The sequence below is a fragment of the Persicimonas caeni genome (assembly GCF_006517175.1).
Taxonomy (GTDB): domain Bacteria; phylum Myxococcota_A; class Bradymonadia; order Bradymonadales; family Bradymonadaceae; genus Persicimonas; species Persicimonas caeni.
In genome coordinates this window covers 6,964,920-6,989,814 of sequence record NZ_CP041186.1, presented here as the reverse complement: position 1 = coordinate 6,989,814, position 24,895 = coordinate 6,964,920, and the positions used below count along the sequence as shown (strand labels likewise).

Annotated in this window: 16 protein-coding genes and 1 tRNA gene; 4 read left to right on the top strand and 13 right to left on the bottom strand. The window is 62.0% G+C overall.

The window, feature by feature from the left end:
- Nucleotides 1-13: 13 nt before the first annotated feature.
- The 7 genes from dnaK to FIV42_RS25960 form a co-directional block, all read right to left on the bottom strand.
- The gene (dnaK, locus tag FIV42_RS25990) at nt 14-1,843 is read right to left on the bottom strand and encodes a molecular chaperone DnaK (protein WP_141200512.1); all 1,830 of its coding nucleotides are present in this window, start codon (nt 1,841-1,843) and stop codon (nt 14-16) included.
- 126 nt (nt 1,844-1,969) lie between these two features.
- Nucleotides 1,970-3,016 carry a nucleotide exchange factor GrpE gene (gene grpE / locus FIV42_RS25985; RefSeq protein ID WP_141200511.1) on the bottom strand — a complete coding sequence of 349 codons (1,047 nt, stop codon included), beginning with the start codon at nt 3,014-3,016 and terminating at the stop codon, nt 1,970-1,972.
- Between the two features lie 148 nt (nt 3,017-3,164).
- Nucleotides 3,165-4,205 carry a heat-inducible transcriptional repressor HrcA gene (gene hrcA, locus FIV42_RS25980; RefSeq protein ID WP_168210958.1) on the bottom strand — a complete coding sequence of 347 codons (1,041 nt, stop codon included), beginning with the start codon at nt 4,203-4,205 and terminating at the stop codon, nt 3,165-3,167.
- Between the two features lie 374 nt (nt 4,206-4,579).
- Nucleotides 4,580-5,632: a lysylphosphatidylglycerol synthase transmembrane domain-containing protein gene (locus tag FIV42_RS25975; protein ID WP_141200509.1), complete on the bottom strand. Its 1,053-nt coding sequence runs from the start codon at nt 5,630-5,632 to the stop codon at nt 4,580-4,582.
- A gap of 4 nt (nt 5,633-5,636) precedes the next feature.
- A complete protein-coding gene (locus FIV42_RS25970; protein WP_141200508.1) occupies nt 5,637-7,379 on the bottom strand; it encodes a hypothetical protein in 1,743 nt (580 codons plus the stop codon).
- 158 nt (nt 7,380-7,537) lie between these two features.
- Complete coding sequence (locus FIV42_RS25965) at nt 7,538-7,912, bottom strand: response regulator (RefSeq protein ID WP_141200507.1); 375 nt, start codon at nt 7,910-7,912, stop codon at nt 7,538-7,540.
- Nucleotides 7,913-8,086: 174 nt separating this feature from the next.
- Nucleotides 8,087-8,158, bottom strand: a tRNA-Cys gene (locus tag FIV42_RS25960).
- Nucleotides 8,159-8,279: 121 nt separating this feature from the next.
- Here FIV42_RS25960 and FIV42_RS25955 point away from each other — a divergent pair.
- Entirely contained in the window at nt 8,280-8,951 is a 672-nt protein-coding gene (locus FIV42_RS25955) for a nucleotide exchange factor GrpE (RefSeq protein ID WP_141200506.1), read from the top strand.
- On the opposite strand, the gene FIV42_RS25950 is transcribed toward FIV42_RS25955, so the two are convergent.
- From FIV42_RS25950 to FIV42_RS25935, 4 genes are read right to left on the bottom strand one after another with little or no spacing between them, the layout of a single operon-like run.
- Nucleotides 8,852-9,625 (bottom strand): hypothetical protein, encoded by a 774-nt coding sequence (locus FIV42_RS25950; protein ID WP_141200505.1) that lies wholly within the window; start codon nt 9,623-9,625, stop codon nt 8,852-8,854. The genes FIV42_RS25955 and FIV42_RS25950 overlap by 100 nt on opposite strands.
- Nucleotides 9,626-9,635: 10 nt before the next feature.
- On the bottom strand, nt 9,636-10,718 hold the full coding sequence (locus tag FIV42_RS25945) for a PAS domain-containing sensor histidine kinase (protein WP_141200504.1): 1,083 nt from the start codon (nt 10,716-10,718) through the stop codon (nt 9,636-9,638).
- A gap of 30 nt (nt 10,719-10,748) precedes the next feature.
- On the bottom strand, nt 10,749-11,549 hold the full coding sequence (locus tag FIV42_RS25940) for a PAS domain S-box protein (RefSeq protein ID WP_141200503.1): 801 nt from the start codon (nt 11,547-11,549) through the stop codon (nt 10,749-10,751).
- 6 nt (nt 11,550-11,555) lie between these two features.
- The gene (locus tag FIV42_RS25935; protein ID WP_141200502.1) at nt 11,556-12,152 is read right to left on the bottom strand and encodes a hypothetical protein; all 597 of its coding nucleotides are present in this window, start codon (nt 12,150-12,152) and stop codon (nt 11,556-11,558) included.
- Nucleotides 12,153-12,406: 254 nt separating this feature from the next.
- Between FIV42_RS25935 and FIV42_RS25930 the strand changes: the two genes are divergently transcribed.
- Together FIV42_RS25930 and FIV42_RS25925 are read left to right on the top strand one after the other, a co-directional pair.
- Nucleotides 12,407-14,956, top strand: coding sequence for a BamA/OMP85 family outer membrane protein (locus tag FIV42_RS25930; protein ID WP_141200501.1), 2,550 nt, complete (start codon nt 12,407-12,409; stop codon nt 14,954-14,956).
- 30 nt (nt 14,957-14,986) lie between these two features.
- On the top strand, nt 14,987-20,356 hold the full coding sequence (locus FIV42_RS25925; RefSeq protein WP_141200500.1) for a translocation/assembly module TamB domain-containing protein: 5,370 nt from the start codon (nt 14,987-14,989) through the stop codon (nt 20,354-20,356).
- Nucleotides 20,357-20,360: 4 nt separating this feature from the next.
- Here FIV42_RS25925 and FIV42_RS25920 read toward each other — a convergent pair whose 3' ends face one another.
- Both FIV42_RS25920 and FIV42_RS25915 read right to left on the bottom strand, forming a co-directional pair.
- Entirely contained in the window at nt 20,361-21,218 is an 858-nt protein-coding gene (locus FIV42_RS25920) for a deoxyribonuclease IV (RefSeq protein WP_141200499.1), read from the bottom strand.
- 2 nt (nt 21,219-21,220) lie between these two features.
- The gene (locus tag FIV42_RS25915) at nt 21,221-22,390 is read right to left on the bottom strand and encodes a cystathionine gamma-synthase (RefSeq protein WP_141200498.1); all 1,170 of its coding nucleotides are present in this window, start codon (nt 22,388-22,390) and stop codon (nt 21,221-21,223) included.
- A 364-nt stretch (nt 22,391-22,754) separates the two neighbouring features.
- Here FIV42_RS25915 and FIV42_RS25910 point away from each other — a divergent pair, with 364 nt between their 5' ends.
- Nucleotides 22,755-24,659, top strand: coding sequence for a 30S ribosomal protein S1 (locus FIV42_RS25910; RefSeq protein ID WP_141200497.1), 1,905 nt, complete (start codon nt 22,755-22,757; stop codon nt 24,657-24,659).
- Nucleotides 24,660-24,895 lie beyond the last annotated feature (236 nt).

Sequence of the window (24,895 nt, the reverse complement as noted above, 5' to 3'; positions counted from 1 at the left end):
ATTTTAACTGCTTTTATGCTTCGTCTTCGGCCTCAGAGGCGTACATCGCCTCGGCCAAGCGATAGGCTGATGCTTCGAGGTTTGCAATGATCGCCTCGAGTTCTTCTTTGTTGGCGTCCTCGACCAGATCTTTGATGGTCGCGATATCATTGGCGATATCCTGCTGCTCGTCTTCGGGCAGCGCGTCGCCGAACTCGTTGAAGCTTCGCTCGGTCGAGTACAACAGGCCTTGGGCCTCGTTGCGCATCTCGACGAGCTCCTTCTGGAGGCGGTCCTGCTCTTCGAACTGAGCCGCCTGCTCGATCATCTCTTCGATCTGGTTGTCGCTCAGACCGCCGTCGGCCACGATGTTGACGCTTTGCTCCTTACCGGAGCCCATATCTTTGGCGCGCACATTCACCATGCCGTTTTCGTCGATGCTGAACGTCACTTCGATCTTGGGAACGCCTCGAGGGGCGGGTGGGATTCCCACGAGCTCGAATTTGGCCAAGCTCTTGTTGTCGGCGGCCATTTTGCGCTCGCCCTGCAGCACGTGCACGCGCACCATCGACTGGTTGTCACGCGCGGTGCTGAAGACCTCGGTGTGACTGCAAGGCACCGTGGTATTGCGGGGAATGAGCGGGGTAAAGACGCCACCGGCGGTCTCCACGCCCATCGTCAACGGGGTGACGTCGAGCAGGAGCACGTCGGTGAGCTCACCGCGGGCGATGCTGCCCTGCACGGCGGCGCCCAGGGCGACGACCTCGTCGGGGTTGACCGAGGCGTCGGGTTCCTTGTTGAAGAAGGCGCTGACCTTCTGACGGATAAGCGGCATGCGCGTCATGCCGCCGACGAGCAGAATGGTGTCGACGTCGCTCTTGTCGAGCCCGGCGTCGTCGAGCGCCTGCTTGCACGGCCCGAGCGACTCTTCGACGAGCCCGCCGACCAGCTCTTCGAGCTTCTGGCGCGACAGGTTCGTCTCCAAGTGCTTGGGCCCTTCCTCGTCGGAGTAGATGAACGGCAGGCTGATGTCGGTTTCGTCTTTGGTCGACAGCTCGCACTTGGCGCGCTCGGCCTCCTCTTTGAGGCGCTGCAGCGCCATCTTCTCGTCGCGCAGGTCGATGCCATGCTCGGCTTCGAACTCGTCGGCGAGCCAGTCGATGATCACGTTGTCGAAGTCTTCACCGCCCAAGAAAGTGTCGCCGGCGGTGGACACGACGCTAAAGACCCCCGAGGCAAGCTCGAGGATCGAGATATCGAAGGTGCCGCCGCCCATGTCGTAGACCGCCACGGTCTGGTCGTCGGCGGCGTCGCCTTTGCCCACCCCGTAGGCCAACGCAGCCGCGGTGGGCTCGTTGACGATACGCAGCACGTTGAGCCCGGCGATCTTTCCGGCATTTTTGGTCGCCTGACGCTGGGCATCGTTGAAGTAGGCGGGCACCGTGATCACCGCGTCGGTGACCTCTTCGCCCAGAAAGTCTTCGGCGACCTTCTTCATCTCGCGCAGCACGAACGACGAGATTTCGGGCGGCGAGTACTCTTTGCCTCGCGCGGCCACCCAGGCGTCGCCGTTGTCCGACTCGACGATGGAGTACGGCACCGACCGCATGGCCTGCTGGACGTCCTCGTCGTCGTAGCGCTTACCGATCAGGCGTTTGACCGCCGAGACGGTGTTCTCCGCATTGGTCTGGGCTTGACGCTTGGCCAGTTGGCCGACCAGTCGCTCGCCGTCTTCGGTGAAGGCGACGACCGAGGGCGTGGTCCGCGCGCCTTCGGCGTTGGGGATGACTACACGGTCATCACCGTCGAGGACGCACACGCAACTGTTGGTGGTACCAAGGTCGATTCCTATCGTTCTGCCCATGGGGTGTAGACCTGATTCGGTTTACGTTGATTCACGATTCGGCGGCGTCTCAGACGCACGCTCGGCGTCGGTCGCGTAGATCATGACAGCGACCGGTGGGCCTCGCGGGCGTCTGGAGGCATCGGCTTACTCGTCGGCGTCCGTCGTTCCTTCGTCGGTTGCTTCGCTCGAGTCAGAAGCCTCGCTTGCCTCGGATTGTTGATCATTATCTCCGCCAGCGACGCGCTTGGCAACAGAGACCATCGCGGGGCGCAGCAGGCGGTCGTGAATGAAGTAACCCTTTTGATACTGCTCGACAACCGTGCCCGTGTCGTGCTCGGTGGTCTCGACTTGCTGGATCGCTTCGTGTTGCTCGGGGTTGAACTTCTCGCCCTTCGACTCGAAGCCGGTGATGCCGTGCTTCTCGAAAGCGGTCAAGATTTGGCGATAGACCATCTTGACGCCGTCGACGATGGAGCCCGAGTCGTCGCTCTTCTCGGCATGTGCCAGCGCACGCTCGAGGTTGTCGACCGCCGGAAGAAGTTCGAGGGCGAGCTTGTCGTTGCCGTACTTGCGCTGCTCTTCCTTTTCGCGCTTGGCACGCTTGCGCAGGTTCTCCAGGTCGGCGGCGGCGCGCACCCAACGCTCCTTGAACTCGCCGCGCTCGCGCTCGGCCTCTTCGACCTTTTCCTCGAGACGCGCGATCTGGTCGTGCAGCTCGGAGACGTCCTCTTGACGCACCTCCATGCCGCCGCCCGCCGTCTCCTCGGAGTAGTCGACTTCGATGACGTCTTCGGAGTCATCGTCCGGGCTCAGGAACAAGCCCTCGAGTTCTTCTTCGTCCGCGGACGCCTCTTCTGCAGCAGGTTGTTCGGAGTCGTCTTGTTGGGCCTCGTCCGGCTGCCCTTCATCTTGCTGGCCCGCTCCGGCTGCCTCGGCGTCTTCCGAAGCTTCGCTCGCCTCGGACGCTTCGCTGGCTTCCGACGCCTCGCTGGCTTCGGAAACTTCGCTCGCCTCGGAGGCTTCGGACGCTTCCTCGCCGACCTCTTCATTCTGGGGCTGCGAGGTCTCCTCGGACTCGGGAGTGTCGTTGTCGCTGCTTTCAGGGGACTCCGAGAGCTGCGAGTCATCAGTCTGGTCGGCCTGCGAGTTCTCGTCGGCGCTCGATGGCTTGTCTGCAAGTGTCTCGTTCAACTTCTGCCTCTCGTCAGTCAAAGCTAAAGCCTCCCAACGAGCCCGCGCGTCACCCTCGTGTTCGCGACGCGCGCACTCCTGCGTGGAAATAACAAATCAGAATGGTCTAACTACAATCGACCGCCACTCGTGCCCCCTGGAGCGGTCCTCAATCATCGATCGCCAGCTCCCTCGATAGCACATCGGCCGCGTAATCGACCAGAGGAATGACCCGGGCATAATCCATGCGGATGGGCCCGAGAACCCCTATGATGCCCATATGCTCGTCACCTCGGTAATAATCGCAAACGATCAAACTCAGATCGTCACCCAGGTCCCAGCCGAGCTCGGGGCCGATAAACGCCTGTGGGCGCCGGTTTTCACAAACTTTGTCGATCAATTGGACCACACGCTCCTTCTCCTCGAGCGCACGGAGCAGCTCACGCAGCCTGTCGACGTCGTCGGAGAACTCGCGATGGTCCAAGATGTTGAGCGTGCCCTCGACGTGCACGTCGAGCTCGGGCGTCTCTTCGAGCGCCTTGCGCCCGATTTCGAGCGCCTTTTCGACGTAGTCGCGGTAGCGCGCCTCGGCCAGCCGCCGCTCGTCGGCGACTCGACGGCGCACCTGCGCCAGGGTCTGGCCGCCGACCAGGTCGGTCAAATACTTCTGGGTCTTTGCCAGCAGGTCGGTTCCGATGGCCTCGCCCATACGCACGACCCGGTTGTAGACCCGCCCGTCCTCGGCCACCAAGATCACCAGCACTCGACTGTCGCCGAGTAGCGACAGCTTGATATCGCGAAGCCGCACGTTCTGCAGGCTGGCCATCGAGACGATGCTCGTCAGACTCGACAACCGGCTAATGAGCTCACCGGCGCGCTTGGTCACTCTCTCGACATTATCCCCCAACCCGCAGAACTCGCGGTCGAGTTCGTGGCGGTAGGGGTTCTGCAAGTGCTCGTTCTGCGCGTACAAGTAGTTGACGTAGCGGCGCGTCCCCGCCGGGGTCGGGATGCGCCCTGCCGAGGTGTGCGGCTGGAGCAGAAGCCCGAACTCTTCGAGATCCGCCATGACGTTTCGGATGGTCGCCGAGCTGACGTCGACGACCTTGCTACGAGCTACCGACGCGCTAGACACCGGCTCTCCGGTGGCGATGAACTCGTCGATCACCCGAAACAATACTTTGCGTTGTCTCTCTGTCAGGGAAACCACGCGGCCTCCTTGCGGCAGACTTACGCTACTTCGCGCAAAAAAAGTCCACAACGATTATCAAGCGAAAACTAAAAGTGTCAATCGCTAGTGGTGTGACAGCGAAGTGAGATTCAACCTCTCGGCGAGGATAGCGCCGCCAGATTCGGATGCGAACCCCGCAGGCGATGCAGCGCATCGCCGAGAAGTGAGCGCCGAAGCTGGCGGTGCTAGTCCGGCGAAGGTGAATCGAATCTCGGTGTCACACCACTAGTCACGCGCCCCGTGAAGATGAGGCGCTTTGCTATCCCAAGAGCGGTTGAACAGGCTCCGGAATTCCTCCCGCGGGCATCTTAACCGCCTGTGTGGGGCATGTCGAGATATCGGCGGAGTTCGTATCACGCGTCTTCGTGCGGCACAGCTTCTTCTGCCTGCTTGGAGAGCTGGATGAGGTGGCGGGCCTCCGGGTCGCTCCACATGACGAAGAACCCTGGGATGACGATCACGAGGAATTGCAGCACGTGCACCGCGGCGGCGAATACGGCGACCTTAGCGCCCACCTCGGCGACCTCGACGGCCACGAAGAGCGCCAGACCTTTGGCCATGAAATACTCGAAGTTGCCCGCGAGCCCCGGGCCGGCCGGAATCATGATCCCGATGACCAAAATCGGCAGCACGGTGGCCACCTCCCACATGGTCACGTCGAGGCCGAAGCCCAAGTGTGCGAGCACCCACATCGACAAGATGTTGGTGAACCAATAAAGGGCGGTGATGAAGAGGTATCGACCGAGCTCGTCGGCTTCGAGCAGGCCGCGGAAGCCCTTGATAAATTCATCGAGCATGCCGGTGGCTTTCTCGGTGAGCCCCTCCGAGATTGGATTGCCGATGCGTCGTAGAAGCTCGAGGGTCCAGTCCTTGCGCCAAAACGCGAGCAGACAGACTAACAAGGCAGGCACGAAAATGGCCGCGGCGATCAGCCCGGCTGTGGTGGCAAACCCGGTGGCGCGATCGCCGCTGTAGAAAGCGAGCGTCACGAAGAGCAAGCCGGTCATCAACAAACCGTCGAGGACTCGCTCGACGACCGCGGTCGCCAACACCCCGCTCATCGGCAACTCGGTGCGCCGCGCGAGCAAGTACGGCCTTACGAGTTCTCCGAGCCGGAGCGGCAACAAGATGATCGCCGTGAAGCCGACGGTGCACACGCGGTGGACCGTCATCGTGTCGATGTCGTCGCCCAACGGGCGCACCAGGTAGGACCATCGAAAAATGCGTGCCCAGTGGCAGACGGCGTAGATCAACACAAATACGCCCGCCCATAGGCCCAGGTGGGCCATGTCGGCTTGTTCGAGATACCCTCCGATCTGATCGAAAGGTAGATCGCGCGCGGCGAGCCACAGGAAGAACCCGCCGATCACGTTGGCGAGTAGAAAATAGACTGCGAATCGGAGCATCGTGTCAGTCGCCGAGCTCGCGCCGGATCTTGTCTTTGAGGTCGTCCAGGTCGCGGTCGAGCTCCATCTTCCGGAAACGCTCCTCGACCTGACGCTCACGGTCGGGCTCACCGTCACCCGAGGGGAGCGCCCGACGATCCGAGCTCGGCCCGGATGCACCGGCGGCGCGCTTGAGCTTTTGCTTTTGACGGCGCACGTCGACGAGGTCCTCTTCGAGGGCTTCGGCGTCGCTCAAATAGCCGCGCAAGATCTCTTTGGCTTCGTCGGCCAAGTCCTGCTCGTTCCACTCTCGCGCCAACTCGAGGCGGTTGCGCCAGCGCTCCTGCTGCTTTTCACATTCGGCCAGCTTCCGCTCGAGCTCGCGTTCCATCAAGATGAGCTCGGCGAGTTGCTCTTTGGCCTCGGCGGCCGAGATCCCCGTGTAAGTCTGCTCGCGCCGCGTACGCTGCGCCTTGTCTCCTTCGGGTTCGGCTTCGGCCGTCTCACGCTTCGGTTTGCCCGTGCCGATCGTCTCGAAGGGTCCGCCGGCCTCGAACGTGGTCTCTTCTTCGTCGCCCTCATCACCCGGCGCCTCCTGCTGGGGCCCTCCGGTGGCGTCCGTCGGCGCCGACAGCCAGTCGTCGGCATTCTCGACGGCCAATTGCAAGGCGCGCGCGACCTGTTCGCTGCCGTCCATGGCCCCGAGCTCCTCGGCTGCCTCGGTCGCCTTGGCGAGCTCTTCGTCGTCGAGCATGCGCTCGATCTCGCTGCCGAGCCGCAGTACGTCGACCACATGATGCGCCGCGCCGCGCTCGCCGAGAAACTCGGCCTGCGCAGCGCCCTGCTCTTCAGCGCCGACGAGCAACAGCGGCCGGCCCTGCGCGAGGACCTCGGCCAAGAGGGGCTCCGTCGTGGGCGCGACCACGAGATCACTGGCGGCCACGAAACGTTCGAGGTCGGGGACTTTGCCGAACATCGCCGCGCGTAGCCCATATTGGTCGGCAGCACGCCGGAGCGCCGCGGCGCAAGCGCTGTCACCTTCGTGATGGAAGACGAAGCGCGCGTCCGCCTCGACGAGCGTGGCCTGGAAGACCATCTTCTCGAGGATATGCGGCGAGAACCCGGGCGCGCTCACGAGCACGACCTTTTCTTTGTCGAAGCCGAACTGGCCACGTGTCTCGTCGCGCTCGACCTCGCGGGCGAAGCCGGCCTGGATGGCAGGGGCGGCGACCAACACACGGTCACCGAGAAAGCCACTCGAGACGAGACGCTCGCGGTGCTCGTCGGTCGGCACGATGAACGCCTGAAGGGAGCTATTGATCCAGTCGGTCGACAGGTTGAAATCGGGCAGAATGCCTACCTGCAACGTGCGAATGCCCGAGAGCGACTCGAGAAAGCTCAGCGCACGACCGTAGCGCGGGTTGGTCACCGCGATGACGTCCGGGCGCGCGCGGCGCACCGCGCCGAGCAAGTCCTCTTCGGTGGTGCGGCCCTGGAAGGCCACCTTCAGTCCGCGCAGCAGACGCTCGGCGCCGCCGGCGAGTGCTTCGCGGGCGACCGAGCCGATCACCTCGGTGATCGTGACGATCTGAGCGTCGCAGCCCGCATCGCGCAGGTGTTCGGCGACCGTTTCGAACGCGGCCTGGTAGGCCGAGCGATCGACCAAAATCCACACCGTGGCCGACCCTTGCGAGGGGCTCTCGGCGGCGCCGTTGTCTGATTGGGTTGATTTTTCGGCTTGATCGGACTGCGCACCAGAATCGGTCATGGAAAGTACCCTGTTGGGAGCTTTGCGCGACGCGAGTAGTAGGTAGCGCTCCCCGCGCGAAGTGTTCGGTTCGGGGCAACGATCAGCCCCGAGCAGGCGAGTGGAGAGGGCTCTCGGCGGCCAGACCACGCTGTGGCGGCCTGCCCCCGGGCGTCGGCTCAGATCTCGTAAAAGTTGTCGAGGAAGTCAGCGATCTGGGTGACGTCCATCGACTTACAGAAATATCCGTTGATGTCGTTGTTGATGCAGTACTGCTGCATCGTCTCGGCTTCCATGTCACTGAAGAGCACGATGACCAAATCTTCGTACTCGACCGAGCCGCGAAGTTCTTCGAGCAGCTCTTCCATGTTGAGACGGGGCATCTGCATATCGAGCAGAAGAATCTCGGGCTGCTCGTAGTCGATCTTCGACAGCACGCCATTCGGCGAAGACAGCTTGACGACTTGATATCCCCCTTCTTCAAGGTACTCCTCGACCTCCATCACATCGAGGATGTTGTCGTCGAGTATCATCACCTTGCGCGTCGGCTCCATGCTCTGGCCTCCTGCACTGCTTACGTAAAGACAAACTGCGAGCCGAGAATACGATAGATGCGAACGCCCCCGGGGTCAATGATTACGTCAGGGACGGATCACAAAGAATTTCGCAAGAAAAAAGAATGCGTGATGCCGTCGACGACACCACGCATTCCGACTTGCTTATATTAGAGGCGGCGACCGGATTCGAACCGGTGAATCAAGGCTTTGCAGGCCCTTGCCTTACCACTTGGCTACGCCGCCGTGGGCGGAATTATCTAGCACGCCCCTCAACCGCTGTCAACAAGGTCAACAAGAGTTTTATGCCAGCTCTTTTTGAGCTACAAACACCGCCGTCCATCGACCTGCCTCCGCGGAGGATTTCTTGATCGAAGTATTGCTCGCAATCATCGCCATCGGCATCGCAGGATTCACCTGGTACGCCGTCACGGCGCGCCGGCGTCAGACCGACCTGCAGGCTCAGAGTCAGCAAAAACTCGGCCAACTGCGCTCGGAGCACGAAAAGCGCGTGGAGCGCATGCGCCGAAAATTTAGCGACGTGGAAGCGCGCGGCCACCTCGATTTTGCCGCCGATCTGCTGCCCGCCCTCGATGCGCTCGGTCAAGCGCTCGCCGAATCGGGTGAGTCCGCTGACATCGACGCGCTGCGTGAAGGCCTCGAGATGGTCGACCGGGAGCTCGTGTCCGTGCTCGGAAAACACGGCATCGCAGTTGTGAGCCCCTGCCCCGGGGACGCATTCGACCCCAATGTTCATGAAGCCGTCACCATCGTGGAGACCGAGGACTTTGAGGCCGGCAGCGTCGCCGAATGCTTCCGGCCCGGCTACGTCCACGAAGATCGCGTACTGCGCGCGGCGGCCGTATCAGTGACGAAGCAAGCAGTGACGAAACAAGCAGCCGTCACCTCACAGGAAGCGGACGACCCCGAGGACGCCGATCAAGCGGGCGATCGGGAGCCCGATGAAGTCTCGCCTGAGGCGGTCGACGACGAGGAGCTCGAGGGTTCACCGGAGACAGGCTCCTCTTCACGGCTGTAGATGTCTGCAGCTGCCTGCGAATAGACGCTCGCTTCGACCTTCGACGGCGAAGGGCCCAGCTGAACGGCCGTGGAGTAAATACGCTCGGCGGTCTCCAGCGCCTTTTTGAGCAGAGCCGAGACAGCGTCTGGCTCGGTCATCTCGAGTACCATCACGTGCAACGCATGGTCTCCGACCTCGAGTTTGTCGACCTTGTCCATCAGCCGTCGAAGCTGGAATCGGATCGCCGGCGACAGAATTGCCTCCAGGCGCCGCTCGTGACGGGCGAGCAGGATAAAGTCGCGGTCGAACTCCTCGACGCCCAGCTCGACCTCTTTTTGACGTAGCAGCCAGTTTCGCACCGCCGGCTTTCGGTCGCTCAAGATGGTCAATTCTTGGTCGAGCGGCTGGGGAAAGTCGATGGTGATGCGGGTGAAGCTACAGCTTCGACCCACCTGCACTTCCATGTCGACGCGCAGGCGGTTGAACTCCCCGCGGAGCCGATGGACGATGTCACCAAAGACGGTGCGTCGATCGCAGCGCTCCAAGCCGAGGCTTCGAGAGAGCACGACCAGCGCCTCGGTCAGCTCCCCGCTTTGGGCGGCGACCTTGCGGCCGGCGGCCAATCGCGGCAGCCCCCATAGGATGAGCGCCGCCAACAAGATGATGACTGCTGCTGTCAACCAACCGATCACAGAGAACTCCTCAGTCCGCCAGTGGTAAGGTAACGATGAACGAGGTGCCCTGCCCCGGCGTCGACTCGACACAAATCTCGCCGCCGTGACGGTCGACGATCGTGCGGACCAGCGCCAACCCGAGACCGGTCCCGTCAGACTCCGCACGGGTGGTGAAGAATGGCTCGAAGATACGCTCGCGCGTCGACTCGGACATCCCCTCCCCGTCGTCGGTGATCCGGCAAACCACCGTGCCATCGCACGCTTCGACAGCGACTTCGATGGAGCCACCGCCGGCAGGCATGGCGTCGGCTCCGTTGGTAATCAGATTGACGAATACCTGTTCGAGCTGACTTCGCACCCCGCAGACACGCGCCTCTGGGGCTTCGAGCCGGCTCGTCACGCTGATGGTGGCCGAGTCCAAGGTGATCGCACAGAGCCCCACCGCACTGTGCACAGCTTCGTGGACCGAGACACTCTCGTAGGACAGCGTCTCGTCGGTACGCGCCAGTTGGAGTAAGTCGCGCACGAACCGATCCATCCGCTCGACGCCGTCGACGATGCGCTGCAGGCGCTCACCGTCTCGCTTCTCGAAAAACTGGCCGCGGTACTTGTCGAGCAGGTAGTCAGCGTAGTTGAGAATGCTGGTCAACGGATTCTTGAGCTCGTGAGCGACTCCGGTGGCGAGTTGTCCGAGGTCCATCAAGCGTTGAGCCTGAGCCAGACGATCTTCAAGCTCGCTCAAAGACGCCTGTTCGGGATGCCCGACGAGCGCGGTCCCCGCTTCCAACCCCAGGGAACACTCGCGAAGTTTCAAAGCCAGGGCCTCGCCTCCGTCCGCGTCGAAGAGGACCGCATCGAGAACGCCCGGGCTTTGCTCGTCGCATGAAAACTCGCCGATCGCCTCGAGGCGCTCTCCGGCGAGTTGCGCTGTCGATAGACCCGTATGTTGCTCGAAGGCACGATTACATGCCACGACAAACCCTTGTTCGTCGTGGACCACGACGATGGCGGCCACCTGATCGAGGGCAGGCATCATCACTGCGACGGCGGTCTGCAGCGCGCTCTTCTTTGTCGAGTCCGCTGGAGCCGATTTGGGTGTGGCAGTAGGCATCTTCTCGTTGAGTTATCCTCGGACGGAAAATTAGGGTTCTTCGCTCTCCCCTTGCTCGGAGTCGAGCCAGAGGGAGGGGTCGAAGTCAGGATCGCTGTCGAACAGCGAAGCGTCGAGGTCGACGATCTTGGCCCCGGCGACATACTCTTTGGTGCGGTAACTGGTGATTCGACCGATCTTGCGCACGATTTCGGCGATCCGTTGCCCCTCGCGCATGATGATCTGGACGGGCCGCTGCAGCGTCGAGTCTTCGGCGAGACGCTCCGCGACGAACTCGGCGTAGCCAAGCAAGCTGGTCAAGGGTTGGTTGAGCTCGTGAGCTGCCGCGCCGGCCAACTCGGCCAAGAGCGCCTTGCGACGGGTACGCTCGAGGCTGGCGGTCGCCTCCTCGAGCCGCTCCTCCATCGCCAGGCGCTGTCGCAGATCGGTAAAGATGCCGACGGTGGCCTTCTCTCGCCCGTCCTCATAGACAATCCCCGCCGAAATCTCGACGGGGATCTGTCGGCCGTCTTTGCTGCAGACGACCTCGCGACGCGACACGAGGCGCCCGGGCCCGCCGTGCTCCTGCGAGCGAAGCATCTCCATGATGCGTTCGGCGTCGCCCGGCGGGTAGAGGTTGCGAACGTGCATGCCGACCGCTTCGTCGGCGCTCCAGCCCAAAATGGCTTCGGCCGCGCCGTTGAACAGGACGATGTCGCCGGTGCACTCGGCGGCGACGATCGCGTCGGGGCTCGCCTCGATGACTTTGGTCAGAAAGTCACGCGCCTGCGCCAACTCGCGCAGGTGCGTCCGAGAGCGCGGCTCCTTCGGATTGTCGTCGCCGCCGTCCATGAGTTCCTAGAAATAAAACCGACCGATCAGGGCGAAGTTGGGGATATCCAAGTCGATACTGACGTCGTCATCGTGGTATCGGTCGTGGAATACGATCAACATCGTCGGGGTCAACTCCAAAAAGAGCTCGAAAGGCGCCTTCTGGAATTCCACCCCGATCCCGATAGGCATGCGCGGGCCGAGACCGAAATCGTAGTCCCCACAGTCGCGCCAGCGTCCCTCGTCGTAGCAGCGATAGTCGTCATCGACGTCGAAGATGAGCGCCGCGCCGGGTCCGGCATAGAACGGAACGCTGACCGTGCCGTTCTCCACAAAATTCCACACCTCGAACAGGTAATCACCACCTAAGAAGAGCGAGTCGTCGAAACGGGTTCGCCCATAAGCATGAAAGACACCCACGTGAAAATCCAAGGCTTGCTTGGCTCCCAGGTGGTATTTGCCGGTGAAGCTCGTCGGGTTGCCCAACGCCAAGCCGAGTCCAAATTGCCGACCCATCGGCCCATCGGCATACGCCGGAGCCGCTGAGGCGAGTACCACCACCATCAAGACAAGTGCAGCCAGATAACGCAAGGGGGCCATGAGACGAGCGCTTAAAGTATCCACAGTTTCTCCAGCAATAGTTCCACTATCACGTCTACTTCTTCATCTGTTATAGCCCATCGAGGCGGCACAAGAAACTGTGACGTTGGTGGCCTTTTTGTATACGTTTGACGCCTGCTAGCCACAAGTGACGTCGGTGAACTTTTGACATATCGTGCTTAGGCTCCACCATGATGGTTCGCCGTAGCGTTGCCTCTTGATGATGATAAATAGATGGGCGACGCGGCCAATTCACGACTGACCAATTGATTTCGTTAATGGTGACAACCGGTCCCAAACCGTATCGACCGCTGCTCAGGCGGTTGCTGCTAGCTGCGTGCGCGCTGCTCCTTGTGACGAGTTGCGCGGGAGACGAAGCGGCAAAGCGCGACATGGTCGTCCCCGGACGAACTCAGCTGCGGGTGGCCTCGTTCGAGATCACCGGCACCGAGCAATTCGACGCAGACACGATCAAAGACGGCCTGGCGACTCAGGAGGACGCGGGCTGGCGTACTTCCATCTCGTGGATGCCGCTTTTGGGGGCCGAGCCCCAGTACTTCAACCGCATTCAATGGCGCCGCGACCTCGAGCGCATCCGCACGTTCTATAAGATGCGCGGCTACTTCAACGCCCGCATCGTCAGCGAGAATATTATCGAATCGCGCGAGAAGGGGGCTGTGCGTATCAGCATCCGGATTGCCGAAGGTCAGCCCACGCGCGTCAAGGATCTCGAGATCGAGGGGCTCGAGCCGTTGAACGTGAAGGCGCGAAAGCAGGTCTTGAAGTCATTGCCGCTCGATGAAGGCGACGTATTCACCCAGGAGACGTACCTGACGACTCGCAAAGAGCTCGTCGACCGCCTGCGCCAGCGCAGTTATGCCTACGCCGAGATCAGCGGCCGAGCCGTGGTCAACCCTCAGACCAACGAAGCTCAGGTCTTCTACTTTCTCGACCCGGGCCCGCGCGCGAAGTTCGGCAAGATCTACATCATCGGCAACGATGAGATTGACGCCGAATACGTGCGCAACACCATCGAAATCGAGCCGGGTGAAGCCTATTCAGGCGAACAACTCGAAGACGCCCAGCAAGACATCTACGACATGGGGGTCTTCAGCCTGGTCAGTGTGCTGCCAGCCCACCAGGCATCTGGTGAGGTGCTCGAGCAGGCGGGCGTGACCCGCGAAGAGCTCGAAGGGCTCGACGTGCTCGGCGAGGATGAAGACGAGGAGCCGCCGGAGAAGGTCTACCCCGATATTCCCGACGACACGCGTGAGGGTCCACAGCAAGTCGAAGAACCCCTCGAACAGGTCGGTCCCGAGGTCGAAGAGGATATCGAGGAGATTCAGGAGGCCGAGGCCGAGGTGCCCGGCCCACTGGGCATCTCCGATGTCCTGGCGTCGGCTCAAGAGCAAGCCGAGTCGCGTGTGGCGCTCGAACAAAGCGTCCCGATCATCATTCGCCTCAAAGAGGCTCGCATGTGGAACGTCGAACTCGGCGCCGGCGTGTCCATCGAGACAAATCGCGCTGCCGTTCAGGGCCAGGCCAACTGGTCGAGCCGCAACTTCTTGGGCGGGCTGCGACGACTCGAGCACTTCAACAGCCTCGGCTATGCGTGGGCCTCGAATACAGGTGATGTGACCACCGCGGCCGGACCGCTGCTCTTTGGTGGCCGTCAGTCCGAGGCGGACAACGAGGGCATCTTCGTCGACAGCCGCCTCGAGTTTCGCCAACCGCAATTCCTCGAGCCGAAGACCACGCTGCGGGCAACCGCGCGGCTCCGCCGCGCCATCGAGGTCGGCTACACGGTATGGAATCCACAAGGCACGTTGGGGATCGAGCGACGATTCTTCGACGACTTGACCATCGGGCTGAACTACCACCTCGCCTACTACAAGTACTCCAACGTCGGCAGCGCCCTGCTGACCGCCCCGCAGTTGGGGGTGGACTTCGAGGATGAGTACTTCCTCGAGTGGCTCGAGCCGCGTATCGCGCTCGATCTGCGTGACAGCCCGATCAACCCGCAGGCAGGCTATTTCACCGCCTTGTCGATCCAGAACGCCGGCTCCTACTTGCTCGGCGGCGACTTCAAATTTGTGAAAGTCCAGTGGGGCAACGAGGGCTATGTCCCCTTCGACCTGTTTACGAGATGGGTACTGGCGGGGCGGTTTCGGGTGGGAGCGATCTACAATCGTGAGCCCGTCGAGGGTGAGGCCGAGGACACCGATCGTGTCGAGCCGGTGCCGATCGAAAACCGACTGTACGCCGGTGGAGCCAACAGCCTACGAGGATTGGGGCGCAACAACCTGTCGTTGTTTCGCGTCGGCGCTTTCGACCCGTCGCGACCGCGAGACATCGAAACGGTCGAGGTGATCCCCATCGGCGGACTGACGCTGCTAGAAGCATCCCTCGAGCCGCGGTTTCGCCTGTTCAAGAACCTGGCCGACATCGGCCCCCTGTGGGGTGTGGTGTTCTACGACGTCGCCACCGTCGTCAACGATCAGCTCTTCTATTCGACCCCGGCCAGCGATGCGTTGGGCACGCAGACCACCGACTTCGGCGACTTGACCTCGACCTTGATCACCTCTGCGGGCGGCGGATTCTTTTGGCTCACGCCCGTCGGCCCGGTGCGCGCGGATTTCGCTCTGACCTTGAACGACTTGAGCAACGATCCGAGATTTCGCACATGTGGGCCAGCCAGTCGTGTGCAAAACGAAGTGACCCAAACGGGGATCAGTGATTGTGAGTTCTTGCCTGTGGAGCGGGATCCCGTCCAGCAACAGCTCAACCTCGACTACAGCTTCTTTATCGGTATCGGCCACTCGTTCTAGCCGTAACTCTATTGGACGACGCTCTGCCTTATGCGTAAGTGGCTCAAAAGACTAGGAATCACACTCGGCGTCATCGTCGGGCTCCTGGTTCTTGTGCTGCTCGGTGCCTGGATTTACTTGCAAACCGGGGCGGGCAAGAGCTTCCTCAAAGACCGGATTTTGTCGGCGGCGCGCGGCTCACTCGAAGGCGAACTCGAGATCGATCGCATCGAAGGTGGACTATTGGGGGGCGCCGAGCTCTACGGCGTTATCCTGCGAGACGCGCGAGGCAACGTCGCAGCCCGCGTGCCCGAAGCCAGCGCCGATTATGACCTGCTTCAGCTGCTCGAAAGCGAGTTGCGTATCGAGTCAATCTCGGTCGAGCGCCCGCTGGTCGTCGCGCGCCGCTACGACGACGGCACCCTCAACCTGGCGACCCTCACCAAGGACCAACCCGAGGAGAAGAAGCCTCCGTCGCAATTTCAGGCCTCCATTGCTCGAGCGGCCATCGACGACGGGCTGCTCGTCTGGGTCGACGACCAAGCGACCGAGACCAATCTCTCCGAGGAGCGACGCGCCGACCTCGAGGCCTGGCTCGAGCGCCTCGACGAGCCCGAGGCGAGCATCGGGGATCTCCAGAAGCAAATCGTGTCCATTCTGTCGGGGACGACACAAGGTCAACTCTCCGCAGCCGCCGCGACAGGATTGGAGCTGCGCGGCTCGTTCAACACGTACGGCGGCAGCGCGTTGAGCGGAAAACTCGAGCGGCTCGCCGCGGAGGTCCACACCGACGCGACCCAACAGGCGCACGAGTTTGTCGCCGAGAACCTCGACTTGCAGCGTTCCGCGGGGCACTTGGAGACGACACTCGCCACACTCCGCCTCGGCTCGCTCGCTTCGGCTCGAGACATCACGGCTGCGGTCGACTTCCAGACCCGCACCGACGAGTTGGGCAACAAAGTCGTCATGGGCATCGACGAATTCTTCGTCCAGGTCGCCCGAGCCGACGTCGACGACGAACTCGTAGGCGCGATCGCTCCAGATGCGCCCATCACCGGCCCGATAACGGCCTCGGCGAGCGTGGGTGGCACCCTCAAAGACTTCGTTTATCTGGTGCGCTTCGGCTGTGGCTCGGATCCGTCGACCACCTTGGCGGGCACGGCGGCATTCGCGGGCGATGACTTCACCCAGCCGCGCTACGACGCCGCGGCGGTATTCTCGCAATTGCGCCCTTCTCGGTGCATCGATCTGGGCGGAAGAAATGTCGACTTGACTGGCGCGCTCTTGGCCGCCGGCGAAGGGATCAACCCCGAGGAGCTGACAGCCGAGGCACGGGTGGCGCTCGAGAATTCGCAGGTCGACGACTACCGCGTCGACGCGATGTACCTGAAGGCCGCCGCCAAAGACGGCACCTACAGCGTCGATCGATTCGAGACGATTACGCCTTATGGACGCGCCGAGATCGCGGGTTCTTTCGGGCTCGACGGGGACTACCGCGTCCAACTCGAGGTCGACGCCAACGAGGAGATGAGACAACTGAGCGAGCAGCTCGGACAGGGAGAATTGAGCACCAAATTCGCCCGAATCAGGCTCGTCAGCGAAGGCAAACTCGACCTCGATGCCCAATCGCCCCTCGGATATGTCGAGCGGGGAGAATTGACGGCGGACTGGCGTCTGCAAGACTTCCAGCTCGAGAACAACGCCATCGGTTCGAGCCGCGGCGATGTCTTTACCCGCATCGGGCCTGTCGAAGGCCAGCCCGATGCGCGCTTCGTCGAATTCAGCGCCGATATTCGGGGCGCGAATGTCGACCTGCCCGACTTTGCAGCGCAATCGCTCGCCGTGGATGCCAAAGGCCAAGGCGTGCTCCAGCTGCCGGTCGACGACTTTCTTGGTGCGTTGCGAAGCCTTTCGAGCAGCTGGGACGTTCGCGTCGACCGACTGAGCACCCCGTCAATCGACATTCAGGCAGCCGACATCCAGGCCGAACTCGACCGCCGCGGACTCGGCAGCCCCTTCTCGTGGGATATTCAAGGCAGCCTGCGCGGAGGGCGATTCCAAGACAACCGCGTCGGCAGCGCCAAGGTCGACCTCGAGGGTACCGCGCAGGTCGACCAGACGCCCGAAGGCCCCGAGCTCGGCAGGTTCTCCGCCAAAGGGACCGCCGACGTGACCGACCTGCGCGCCGGTGACAACAAAATTCAACAGGGGAGGCTCCGTCTCGACTTGAGCGGTGACTTGCCCTCGATCGAAGGCAGCGTCGGAATCGACGCCACCGGAGTGGAGGCGGCTGGAGAGCAACTCGAGTCCCTACAGGCCGAGATCGAGCTCGGAGAGGATCGCCAGTTCGACATCACCGCCCGCGCCGAACGCAAGGAGACGGGTCCGATTTCGCTGGAGGCCGCCGGAAAGGCCGATGCCGACTTCCAAGAATTCGAACTGCGCCAGTTCGAGCTGGAGACGCCCGAGGCGACGCTCAGCGTCCCCGAGGGCGCCAAAGTCGAGCTAACCGAGGACGGAGTACGCTTCGACCAATTGCGACTCGAGACCGACGATCAGTTCTTGACCGTCGAGGGCACCTTCCGCACTCGCGGCAAGCAAGACCTGCGCGTCGAACTCGGCAACGTCAAAGTGGGCGAGCTTCGCGAGAAGTTTGGCCTCGAGAAGATGATTCCTCCCGTACGGGCCACGGTGAACGGCGAACTGAGCATCGAAGGCACCGCGCGCAACCCCGTCATCAATATCGAGTTGTACGTGACCAACGCGTACTACGAGGGGTACGGACCGCTGTCGGCGAAACTATTGGCTACCTACCGAAACCGCTTGCTGAACATCTCCGAACTGTCGGCGACGGCGTATGACACCAAGATACTGGCTGCCTCCGGAGAGCTTCCGCTCGACCTGAATCTGAGCGGCGACGTCGACATCCCACGCAACCGGAAGATGGACCTGCAGATGCGTGTGCCGACGCTGACACTCCAGGAGTTCTACGAGCCACTGCCCGTGCTCGAGGAGTACAACGCGGCGGGCACCATCTTCGCAAACTTGTACCTCGCCGGCACCATTCAAAATCCGCGTATCCAAGTGCAATTGTCCGGGGATAATATCGGCTTTGCAGGTGATATCGGCGGGGAATACTTGGAGATCGAGCAGGTCACCACCTCGCTGAAAGCCGATTACACCCCTCCCTCCGGAGGCCGGGGCGGCATTGATGCGCGCTACCGACTCGTGTGGCGCGGCGAACCGGTGGTCGAAGCGCGCGCGTCGACGCCGATGCCGCTGGCTGACTGGGTGCGTCGCACCCTCGACGAGACACGCCCCACGCCCGACTGGGACAAGGCGCTTGCCCAACTCCCGTTCAAGCTGTCGTTGGAGGTTTCGAACCTCGACCTGGGCGAAGTCCCCCTCGAGAGCTTCGCCGAGGCCGACGCCGAGGGCGATATCGTGGTCGACATCGACGGGGCCGGCACGTTTTCGGACCCGCGCCTCAACCTCGAGCTTCGCGCCGACGACTTCGGCTGGGAGCAGTACCGCGACATCTATGTGGCCACCGAGTTGCGCTTGCGCGACCAAATGGTGCACATCGATCAGCTCCGCTTCGAATGGGATGCCGACGAAATCTTCGTCGCCAGCGGCAAATTTCCGTTGCCCACCGAGACCATCGTGGGCGACCAGCCGCTGGCTGACTTGCCGATCGACCTGACCGTGCAGCTCAACAAAGTTCCGATTTCCAAGCTGCAGGCCATCGACTACTCGTTTGCGCGCTACAAAGGGGTGCTCGCAGGTTACGCGACTGTCAGCGGAACCTTGAGCGAGCCCGACATCGACGGGCGCGCCGGGCTCTTCGACACGGAGATGGCGCGCGGCCAAACGGGCAGCATCGCGGTGAGCTTCAGCGCCGAAAACGGCCGGCTCAAAGCCGATGCTTTCGTATGCCGAAGGTACAACCAAGTCATGACCGCCGAGGCGGACGTACCGATCACCACCGATATCCTGGCGCTGGCCCGAGGAGCCAGCGTGCTCGACGAGGGGCAGATTCAGGCTCGAATCAAGAGCGACCCGATTCAACTCGCCACGCTGGTGCCCGGGGAGCTCGTGGATCAGTATGTGAGTGACCCTGAAGGTCTGCTCGAGATCGACGTCGACATCAACGGCACCTGGGAGCAACCTCGCATCCTCGGCAACGTGCTGATTGAAGATGGCGCGGTGACCCTGCCCGTTTACGGGCGTCGATTTACGGACATCGACCTCAATGTTCAGGCCACTCGCGAGCGAGTCGCCATCAAGAAGCTCAATGTGGCCGAAGGTGACAGCTGGGTGCGCGCCGACGGCACGCTGAACCTCGAAGGATTCACGCCCACCGAGCTCGAGGCGACGATCAAGTCAAAGGAGTTTAACTTCGGCGGCTTCGCAGAAGGCTTCGCCGCCTACGTGACCTCGACGATCGACGTCGACGGCGACTTCACCGGTGAGGCCGACAGAATTCGCGCCCACGCCAAGGAGCTGGAGGTCACGATTCCCGAAGACGAGGGTGGCGACCTGCACCCCACCGAGCTCGACGAAGAAATCGTGGTGCTCAAACGCCACACCGACCAGAACCAGGTGCTCGACCTGGAGAACCTGCTCGAGCAGCCTGAAGCAGAAGAAGAGGACAAGACGCCCCTGCAGATTCGGTTTGTCGCCGACCGCGGAAGCTGGCTGCGCCACCCCATCGCCAACGTCGAGTTTACCGCCGACGTCACCGTCAACCTTGCCGGCCCGCGCGTGAGCATGCTGGGCACCGTCGACACGGTTCGCGGCAACGCCGAGCTCCTCGGCAAAGAGTTCGAGGTGCCGGAGCAGGAGAACGCGGTGCGCTTCACCGGCGCCTCGCCGCCCAATCCAGTGCTCGACATTCGCGCGCTAAACTACCTCCCGCGCGAGATCACCGAGGAGATTGGCGAGCCCAGCGAAGGCGAGCCGCGCGTCATCGTGCGCGTCACCGGCCGCGCGCAGGAACCCAAGCTCGTCTTCGAGAGTGACCCGCTGTTGAGTGAAACCGAGATTATCTTCGTGCTGATGACCGGGCGCCCCCCCGGCCAGGCGGGCGCAGGTGAGGAATCGCGCGTCTCCGGCCTCGCCCTGGGGGCCGCGAGCGGTATCTTCGCCAGCCTGCTCCAGCAGCAGCTCGCCGGCACCCTTCCGCTCGACGTCGTCCGTGTCCAGCCGGGCCAAGAGGGCTTCCGCGACGCCCGCGTCCAAGTCGGCACTTATCTCACTGAGGAGATTTTCGTGTCGTATTCGCTACGTCTGGGCGCCGAAGAGGGGGAGGGATTCAACGTCTTCAAGATCGACTACCGCTTCGCGCCGCGCTGGAAGCTCGAGCTGCAGTCGAGCGAGCAGCTGACCGGGCAGTTCAACATCTTTTGGGATGTGTATTGATGGGCTATGCCCGCAACCCTTTGAGCAGCGCGACCATCTCCGCGAAGCTGTCCTCACCGCTCTCGAGCGGCGGGGTCTCGACGACCGCGGGGATATCGGCAAACCGGTCGTCATTGACCAGGAAGCGGAACGCGTCGAGGCCGACTTCGCCTTCGCCGAGGAGTTCGTGGCGGTCGACGCGGCTGCCGAGCGGCTTCTTGGAGTCGTTGAGATGGAAGGCTTTGAGGTGGTCGAGTCCGACGATGGCGTCGAACTCTTGCCAGACCGCCTCGTAGGACTCGCGCTCGGTAAGGTCGTAGCCCGCGGCGTGAGCGTGACAGGTGTCGAAGCAGACGCCGAAGCGCGTCGGATCGAAGACGCGCTCGAATAGGTCGGCCAAATGCTCGAAACGCCAGCCCAGACAGGTGCCCTGCCCGGCTGTGTTTTCGAACAAGAGAGTGACATCCTGCCACTGGCCATCCTCTTCGGTCTCATAGACCCGCTCGAGATTCTCGGCGATGAGCCGAAGCCCCGCCTCCTCGCCCTGCCCCGTGTGACTGCCCGGGTGCAGGACGAGGTATGGGATGCCCAGCATGGCGCAGCGAGTCAGCTCGTCGGCGAGCGCGACCTTGCTCTTCTCGACGGTCTTGGCCGTCTTCGAGCAGAGATTGATAAGATAGGCACTGTGGCTCATCACCCCCTTCAGGCCGCTCTTGGCGTAGTGCTGGCGAAATTGCGCAGCCTCCTCCTCAGTCCACATGCGCTGGGTCCACCGATTGTTGTTCTTGGTGAACAGCTGCAGCGCCTCGCACTCGTCGTCGAGGGCGCGTTCGACCGCGGTATAAGGCCCGCCTGAAGCTGACTCGTGGGCACCGACGTACATGATTACGCCTCCAAAGCCTGCTCGAGATCGGCCAGCAAATCGTCGCCGTCCTCGATTCCGACCGACAGGCGCACCAGACCGTCCGTGATGCCGAGCTCCTCGCGGACTTCCTTGGGAACTGACGCGTGCGTCATGATCGCCGGGTGCTCGATGAGACTCTCGACGCCGCCCAGACTCTCGGCGAGCGCGAAAACCTCGACCGCCTCGAGCATGCGACGCGCCTTATCGAGGCCGCCTTTGAGGAAGAAGGTGATCATGCCGCCGGGGCCCGACATCTGACGTTGGGCGATCTCGTACTGCGGGTGGGACTCGAGTCCCGGATAAATCACCCGCTCGACGGCGTCATGAGAGTCGAGAAAGGCAGCGATCCGCTGAGCATTCTCCTGGTGCTGACGCATGCGCACGTGGAGCGTTTTCAGGCCGCGAAGCACCAGCCAGCAGTCCATCGGGCCGGGAACGGCGCCCATCGAGTTCTGCAAGAAGTGCAACTTCTCGGCGATGTCGTCGTCATTGGTCACCACCATCCCGGCGACCACGTCGGAGTGACCGTTGATGAATTTGGTCATCGAGTGGACGACCATGTCCGCGCCCAGCGCCAACGGCTGCTGGAAGTACGGGCTCATGAACGTGTTGTCGACCACCACCGGGATGTCTCGCGCGTGGGCGATCTCGCAGATCTTTTCGATGTCGCAAATCTTGAGCAGCGGGTTGGTCGGCGACTCGAGCCACACCAGCTTGGTCTTGTCGGTCAGCGACGCCTCGAAGGCGTCCACGTCGGTCATGTCGACGAAGGAAAAGTCGACGTCCATCTGGTCGAACACCCGGGTGAACAGGCGGTAGGTTCCACCATAGACGTCGTCACCCGAGACCACGTGGTCGCCACTTTCGAGCATGTGCAAAATCGTCGTGGTCGCCGCGCATCCCGAGCCAAAGGCGATGCCGTGCTTGCCGCCTTCGAGGCTGGCCACGCAGTCTTCGAGCGCATGACGCGTCGGGTTCTGCGAGCGGCTGTACTCGTAGCCGGTATGCTCGCCGGGGCTCGACTGGACGTAGGTCGAGGTCTGGAAGATCGGCGTCATGATGGCGCCGGTCGTGGGGTCGGGTTCCTGGCCGGCGTGGATGGCACGGGTGCCGAAGCCGAATTCACGGTAGTCGTGGTCTGGTTTGTGCATGGTTGATGGGGGGCTAGGGTTTGGGGTCTTGGGGGCGTCATTTCGAGAGTCCTATAACATCGTTGAAAACGATGGACCAAGAGCGAAAAACGGCGTCCTGCCGTTGCTATTGACAGCCCCCTGCCCCGTCTCTATAGTTCGCCGGCGCTTCGTACAGGGCGGAAGTGTGTGCATAGGTGCGCACCATTTATCCCGTGCGACGCACCGCTGAGACTGCATAAGTGTCTGGTTCGGAAGGGAGAACCGCGAACCAGATCCCTTGTAGTTTTGATGGTTGGTTTAACTTTTGGTCGGGCAGGCGCCAACAGGTGGCTCTGCCCATTCACAGAAACTCAAACTTTTTACGGTTCACCCAAGGTCGTTCATGACAACCCAGGAAACCACACAACCCACAACGGAAGACTTTGCGGCTCTTCTCGAAGAGTTCGACCAAGAGATCGAGGTCGTCTACGAGAACGAGATCACTCAAGGCCGCATTCTCGAGATTGGCGAGGACTACGCGCTCATCGACATCGGCTTCAAGTCCGAGGGACGCATCCCGGTCGACGAGTTCAAAGACGAGTCCGGCAAGCTTCTTTTCGAAGAAGGCGACGAAGTCGACGTGCTCGTCGAGTCGCGCGAGGACGAGTCTGGCCAGTGCGTGCTGTCCAAAGAGCGCGCTGACCGGATGAAGGTCTGGGACGCGATTGCCGACAAAGCCGACGACGACCAGCTGGTGCGCGGTGTCATCACCAACCGCGTCAAAGGTGGTCTTCAGGTCGACATCGGCGTCAAGGCATTCCTGCCCGGCAGCCAGGTCGAACTTCGCCCGACGCGCAACTTGGACAAGTATATTGGCCAAGAGTTCGCGTTCCGGATCATCAAGTTCAACCAGAGCCGTCACAACATCGTTCTGAGCCGCCGCGCGCTGCTCGAGGACGAGCGCGCCGAGCTCAAGAAGAAGACCCTCACCAAGCTCAAGCAGGGCGCCGTCATCGACGGTATCGTCAAGAACATCACCGACTACGGTGCGTTCGTCGACCTGGGTGGTATCGACGGCCTGCTGCACATCACCGACATGAGCTGGGGCCGGGTGTCGCACCCGACCGAGATGTTCACCGTGGGTGATGAGATTCAGGTCAAAGTCCTCAAGTTCAACCCCGACAACGAGCGCGTCAGCCTTGGTTACAAGCAGCTGACCCCGGACCCGTGGGAAGGCGCCGAGGATCGCTACCCGGACGGAGCCAACGTGCTCGGCAAGGTGGTCAGCCTGATCGACTACGGTGCATTCGTCGAGCTCGAGGAAGGCATCGAGGGTCTCATCCACATCTCCGAGATGAGCTGGACCCGTCGCATCAAGCACCCCAACCGCGTGGTCAGCGAAGGCGAGATCATCGAGGTTCAGGTCCTCAACCTGGACACCGACGAGAAGAAGGTCTCGCTGGGTATCAAGCAGATCGACCCGAACCCCTGGGAGCTTCTCGAGGACAAGTACCCCGTCGGTACTCGCATCCTTGGCAAGATCCGCAACATCACCGACTTCGGTATCTTCATCGGCATCGAGGAAGGCATCGACGGCCTGGTCCACATCAGCGACATCAGCTGGACCCAGAAGATCCGTCACCCCTCCGAGATCTACGACGCCGGCCAAGAGGTCGAGGCGGTCGTGCTCAACATCGACGTCGAGAACGAGCGCTTCTCGCTCGGTATCAAGCAGCTGGAGCCGGACCCGTGGGAGACCATCCCGCAGCGCTATCCGCCGGGAAAGATCATCACGGCCAAGATCACCAAGATCACCGACTTCGGCGCTTTTGCCGAAATCGAAGAGGGTATCGAAGGCCTGATCCACATCTCCGAGCTGGCCGAGCGCCGCATCGAAGATGTGCGTGAGGTGGTCAAAGTTGGCGAAGAGCACAAAGTCGAAGTCATCAGTGTCGACCCCAAAGAGCGCAAAATTGCGCTGTCGATCAAGAACTTCGTGCGTCGCTCCGAGCGCGGAAGCCTGCAGGAGTACACCGAGGATGCGGGCGCAACCGCCCAGCTCGGCGACCTCCTCAAGGGCAAGCTCGGCGAAATCGCCGAGGGTTCCGAGGCGATCAGCTCCGAAGAAGCTGAAGAGGCCGAAGAAGTCGAAGCGGAAGCCGCCGAAGCCGAAGAGGCCGAGGAAGCTGCTGCGGCTGAAGAGGCCGAAGAAGCTGCCGAAGCCGAAGAGGCTGAAGAGGCTGAAGAGGCTGAAGAAGCTGAAGAGGCTGAAGAGGCTGAAGAAGAGGCGAGCTCCGAAGAGGAGTAACCCGCTTGCAGTCTTCTGACTGAAAGAGAAGCCCCGGGTCTTGTGCCCGGGGCTTCTTTTTTGCCTCGAGCCGACCAGTGACAAGATCGAGTGTGACTGAACGGCTGTCGAGTGCATCTTTGGATTGCCGGATTCGAGCTTGCGCCTCGGCAGTCACGATGCAAATCTACATTCACCGAGCGTTCAGTACATCCCGCGCTGGCCCCGACGGAGTGGGCAACATAAGGAGATTGGGA